Source organism: Protofrankia sp. CiP1_Cm_nod1 (assembly GCF_920888515.1).
Lineage (GTDB): Bacteria > Actinomycetota > Actinomycetes > Frankiales > Frankiaceae > Protofrankia.
Map to the genome: position 1 here is coordinate 1 of NZ_CAKKTM010000239.1, position 5,523 is coordinate 5,523.

Sequence of the window (5,523 nt, forward strand, 5' to 3'; positions counted from 1 at the left end):
GCCCGCCGCCGACCGTCCGGCCCCGGACGCCGCCGCGGCGGCCGGCCAGCCGGAGCCGGCCGCGGGGCTGGAGCCAGCAGCGCCAGCAGCGCCAGTGGAGCCAGTGGTGTCGACAGCGCGGCGGGCAACGGACGCACCGCGGCCGGACACAGGCCCCGGTCCGACAGATGGCTGACAGCCGGTTGACGGCAGCCCGGCACGATATGCGTTCATGGCGGTATGCGTTCATAGATTGTCGGTCGCCGTACATCCGGATTTCGGCGGCTATTCGGATCGCCGCCGGGCCGGACAACGTTGGAAAGGCGAGGACGACACCGAAAAAGTCACGGGCGATCCTCGGACGAGGGTGGGACAGTACCGGGAGCCGGGCGGATCCGATCCGATGAATGCGGCCTCGCCGCGGGGCCGGTCATCGCTTCGACGAGGGTTCCCCGGCGGACGGCGCCGATCGGTTCCGACCGGCGGAACGATCAGCGGGATGCCGCATTTGCCGGACGTCCGGGCCGGCGGTGCCGGTGGGTTGCCCGACCGGCAGGCTGTGATCGATATGTTGTGATCGGCACGTTGTGTGAAAGGAGCTTCTTCCATGAGCCGAGCGGGCCGGATCTCCGGCGCCGATCCCCAGGCCGAGCCGGTCGCGTCCCCGGGGCCCCCGGATCCTGCCGGTGCCGCCGGCGGGGTGGCCGGCGCCGCGGCCGCCGCCCGCGCCGAGGACCTGGTCAAGATCTACGGATCGGGGCAGACCGCGGTCACCGCCCTGCGGAACATCGACGTGTCCTTCCCTCGCGGCCGCTTCACCGCGATCATGGGGCCGTCCGGGTCGGGGAAGTCGACCCTGATGCACTGCCTGGCCGGTCTCGACACGGTGACCAGCGGCCGGGTCTACGTCGGCGACGTGGACCTGTCCAGGCTGTCGGACAAGCAGCTCACCCAGCTGCGGCGGGACCGCATCGGGTTCGTGTTCCAGCAGTTCAACCTCCTGCCGACGCTGACCGCCGCGGAGAACATCACCCTTCCCCTCAGCATCGCCGGGCGTAAGCCCGACCAGCAGTGGCTGCGCGCGGTGGTCGACGCCGTCGGGCTCGCCCCCCGGCTGAGCCACCGTCCCGCGGAGCTCTCCGGCGGGCAGCAGCAGCGGGTCGCCTGCGCCCGCGCACTGGTCACCCGACCGGACATCGTGTTCGCCGACGAGCCCACCGGCAACCTCGACTCCAGGTCGGGCGCGGAGGTGCTGGCGTTCCTCCAGCGGTCGGTGCGCGAGTTCGACCAGACCGTCGTCATGGTCACCCACGACCCCACCGCGGCGTCCTTCTCCGACGAGGTCGTCTTCCTCGCGGACGGGCGGCTCGTCGGCTCGATCCCGAACCCGACCGCGCAGAGCGTCCTCGAGCGCATGAAGCATCTCGACGATCTCCAGCAGGAGGCGTCCGCCGCCGGCGGCGCGTCGCCGGAGGGCCAGCGGCCGCAGCCCCGGCAGAGCCCGGACGAGTGGCACGAGGCGGCCCGGGAACAGGGCCACGGATCCGCGGGCAGGGCCTGACACGATGCTGCGCGCGACCCTCAAGAGCCTGCTGGCCCGCAAGATCCGGCTGGTGCTGTCCGCACTGGCGGTCGTGGCCGGCGTCAGCTTCGTCACCGGCACGCTGGTTCTCACCGACACGCTGAACCGGACCTTCGACGGGCTGTTCGCCAACATCTACCAGAACGTGGCCGTCTCGGTCCGGTCGACCAACGCGGTGGACAACACCTCCGGGACCAGCAGCAGACAGCCCCTGCCCGCCTCCGTGCTGGACACCGTCCGGGGCGTCGACGGCGTGCGCGAGGCCTTCGGTGGCGTCGACGGCACGGCGGTCCTGGTCAACCCTCGTACCGGCAAGGCCGTCGACACCGGCGGTGGGCCCTCGCTCGGCACCAGCTGGGACGGTGGCAGCCAGACCTCCGCGGTGGAGCTCGCCAGCGGCCGCGCGCCGCGCGGGGCGGAGATCGTCGTGGACAAGGCCACCGCGGACGATGCCGACCTGCGGCTCGGGGAACAGGTGACCGTCCTCACCAACGGTGGGCCGACCCCCTACACCCTGGTCGGGACGTTCCGGATCGCCGGGCAGGACAGTCTCGGCGGTGCCGCGGTGACCGCGTTCGACACCGCCACCGCGCAGCGCGTGCTGCTCGCCCCGGGCGAGTTCTCCTCGATCAGCGTCGCCGCCGCCGACGGCCTCTCCCAGAACGAGCTTCGCGACCGGATCGCCCGGGTGCTGCCCGCCGGCATCGAGGCGATCACCGGCAAGCAGCTGACGGACGAGAACGCCAACACCGTCCAGCAGGCCATCGGCGGCTTCTCGACGTTCCTGCTCGTCTTCGCGGGCATCGCGGTCTTCGTCGGCGCCTTCATCATCTTCAACACCTTCACGATGCTGGTGGCCCAACGGGTGCGGGAACTGGCCCTGCTGCGGGCGCTGGGCGCCAGCCGGCGGCAGGTGCAGCTCGCGGTCCAGCTGGAAGCGGGGGTCGTCGGGTTCGTCGGAGCCACCCTGGGGCTGCTGCTCGGCGCGGGGCTGGCGGTGCTGCTGCGGGCCGCGACCGCCGCGATCGGGGTCTCCCTCCCCGAAGGGGGCCTGGTCTTCCAGCCACGGACGATCATCGTCGCCTACGCCGTCGGGATCCTCGTCACGGCCGTCGCCGCGTTCGTCCCCGCGCGCAAGGCCGCGTCGGTACCCCCGGTGGCGGCGATGCGGGAGACCTTCGTGCTGCCCGCGCGTTCGCTGCGTATCCGGGGGGTTGCGGGGGGTGCGCTGGCGCTCATCGGTGCCGCGCTGCTGGTGCTGGGCCTGACGACGGCCAGCGGCAAGGGCGCGGCGGCCGTCGTCGGCGTCGGGGCGGGGCTGGCCTTCCTCGGGGTGGCCACCCTCTCGCCGCTGCTGGCCCGGCCCGTCACCAGGGCCATCGGCAGCCCGTTGCCGGCCCTCTTCGGCGCGACCGGGCGGCTCGGGCGGGAGAACGCCATGCGCAACCCGCGCCGCAGCGCCTCCACGGCGTCCGCGCTGATGATCGGTCTTGCGCTGGTGAGCGCCTTCTCCGTGCTCGGCCAGTCCATCAAGCAGTCGGTGACGAACACGGTCCGCAACAACCTGGGCGCGGACTTCTACCTGACCTCGACCAGTTTCGCGCAGGGCTTCAGCGCCGACGTCGCCGGTTCGCTGCGGGACACCCCCGACATCGAGCTCGTCACCGGGCTGCGGTCCGACACGGTGAAGATCAATGATGCGAAGAAACAGGTCACCGCCGGTGATCCGGCGGCGCTGCCGGAACTGCTGGCACTGAAAACCACCGCCGGCGATCTCCAGGCCCTGGGCAGGGGCTCGATCCTGATCGACGAGGACACCGCCAAGGACCAGAAACTGACCGTCGGCCAGGAGGTCCCGGTGGTCTTCCCGGACGGGCCCACGACGCTGCGGCTGGTTGGCACGTTCGAGAAAAGCCCGGTGGCCGGGCAGTACCTGATCTCGCTCGACGAGTTCAGCCAGCGCTTCCCCACCAACACCCTGGACTTCTTCGTGCTCGTGAAAACGGCGAAGGACGCGGATCTCGCCCAGGTACGCCAGAAGATCGACACCGCGGTCAAACCCCATCCGAACGTGGAGGTCCGGGACCAGTCCGAGTTCATCCGGCAGCAGGAGAAACAGGTCGACCAGCTGCTGGGCTTCATCTACGTGCTGCTCGCGCTGGCCGTCGTCATCGCCCTGTTCGGGATCGTCAACACGCTGGCCCTGTCGGTCATCGAGCGGACCCGGGAGATCGGGCTGCTGCGCGCGGTCGGCATGAGCAGACGGCAGCTACGCAGAATGGTCCGGCTGGAGGCGGTCGTGATCGCGGTGTTCGGAGCGCTGCTCGGGGTCGCGGTCGGCAGCTTCCTCGGCTGGGCACTGACCATCGCGCTGAAGGAGCAGGGCATCGACACCTTCGCCTACCCGACAGCAACGATCATCATCGTCGTGATCGTCGGTGGTCTCCTCGGCATCCTCGCCGCCATCTTCCCGGCCCGCCGGGCCGCGAAGATGGACATCCTCCGGGCAATCGCAACCACCTAACGGCGGTTTGACCGCTCCTGCTCTGGCTGCCCTTGGTGGGGCCTCCCAACACCGAACATGCACCGAACACGCTCGGGAGGCCCCACCAGAGCACCCGTTCGCCCAGCGCAACCGTCGCGCCGCTCGTCATGCCGTTTTCCCGGCCCCCGTGACCCAGCGGCGAGGGCTACGGCGCTACCTGCCGTCCTTCGCGCCGACCCCGTTCCCAGCGGTGATCTGCACGTCGATCAACGATGTGATCGTGCACGGTGTACCGGACGGCTACCGCCTGCGCGACGGTGACCTGGTCAGCATCGACTGCGGCGCGCGGCTCGACGGCTGGACCGGCGACGCCGCGGTCAGTTTCGTCGTGGGCATCCCGTGCCCGGCCGACCTGCGGCTGATCGCCACGGCCGAGCGGGCCCTGGTCGCGGGCATCGCCGCCGCCCGGGTCGGCGCCCGCGTCGGGGACATCTCCCACGCGATCGGGCGGGTGTGCCGGGCGGCGGGCCTGGGTATCCCGGACGGCTTCGGCGGGCACGGCATCGGCCGGCAGATTCACGAGGACCCCCACGTCCCGAACGACGGCCGCTCCGGCCGGGGCCCGCGGCTACAGCCAGGGCTCGTCCTCGCGATCGAGCCGATGGTCACCGCCGGAGGCGGCGACCGCTACCGCACCGCCCCGGACGGCTGGGCGCTGCACACCACCGACGGCACCCGTGCCGCCCACGTCGAACACACCGTCGCCATCACCGAGATCGGCCCCCGCATCCTCACCCTCCCCTGACGGTGGTCCTCCCTCAACGCCCCCTCCTCACAGTGGTCTTTCCTCAGTACGTGAAACACGGTGTCCGGAATGACGGGTTGTATGGCGGCGGTTCAGACATCCCATGGGTTCAGGTGCCAAGCGGCGTCGCTCGGCACGGGCAGGCCGGAAATACCCGTGGCATCTTTGTGATCTTTTTTGCCTGTTGGCAGATTCGGTGTGTATCCGGTGCATATGGTGCGGCCATGCCCAGTGCCGAGCACGAATCCCCGGTCGCCCTGACCAGGCTGGACCCGGACCTGGTCGGCTGGCTGCTGACCACCGTGTTCGACGTCGAGATACCCGCCTACCACCACGCCCGCACCCAGGCCACCGACGTCCGCGTCCTGGTCCCCCGCACCTACCACGCCGACGGCATGGTCCTGTTCTGCGACCCGGCCGACCGGCCGCTGGCGGCCGCCGTGGTCGAGGTCCAACGCGCCCGGGACCCGGTCAAACAACGCACCTGGAAGCTGTACGTGGCCCAGCTGGAGGCCGAGCTCGACGTCGACACCGCCCTGTTGGCCTACTGCCCCGACCCGGCGGTGGCCCGCTGGTACGAACGCCTGCTCGCCGCGGGCCGGCCGAGCAGCCTGCCCTTGCGCCCGTATGTCTTCACTCCCGACGACATCCCCCTGGTCGTGGACCCGCAGA

3 protein-coding genes and 1 pseudogene are annotated in these 5,523 nt (G+C 70.9%); all 4 read left to right on the top strand.

Going from position 1 to position 5,523, the window contains the following annotated elements; all coding sequences use genetic code 11:
- The first annotated feature begins 586 nt into the window (after nucleotides 1–586).
- Nucleotides 587–1,540, top strand: a complete 954-nt coding sequence (locus tag NBX02_RS11000; RefSeq protein WP_250281430.1) for an ABC transporter ATP-binding protein — start codon at nucleotides 587–589, stop codon at nucleotides 1,538–1,540.
- 4 nt (nucleotides 1,541–1,544) lie between these two features.
- Complete coding sequence (locus tag NBX02_RS11005) at nucleotides 1,545–4,085, top strand: ABC transporter permease (protein ID WP_250281432.1); 2,541 nt, start codon at nucleotides 1,545–1,547, stop codon at nucleotides 4,083–4,085.
- A 148-nt stretch (nucleotides 4,086–4,233) separates the two neighbouring features.
- Entirely contained in the window at nucleotides 4,234–4,851 is a 618-nt protein-coding gene (gene map / locus NBX02_RS11010; RefSeq protein WP_250281435.1) for a type I methionyl aminopeptidase, read from the top strand.
- 224 nt (nucleotides 4,852–5,075) lie between these two features.
- Nucleotides 5,076–5,523, top strand: a pseudogene (locus tag NBX02_RS11015) (hypothetical protein); the annotation flags it as partial.

Bases quoted from the DNA above. Each gene is read 5' to 3' on its own strand.
- NBX02_RS11000 (WP_250281430.1), top strand. From the start codon at position 587: ATGAGCCGAGCGGGCCGGATCTCCGGCGCCGATCCCCAGGCCGAGCCG.
- NBX02_RS11005 (WP_250281432.1), top strand. From the start codon at position 1,545: ATGCTGCGCGCGACCCTCAAGAGCCTGCTGGCCCGCAAGATCCGGCTG.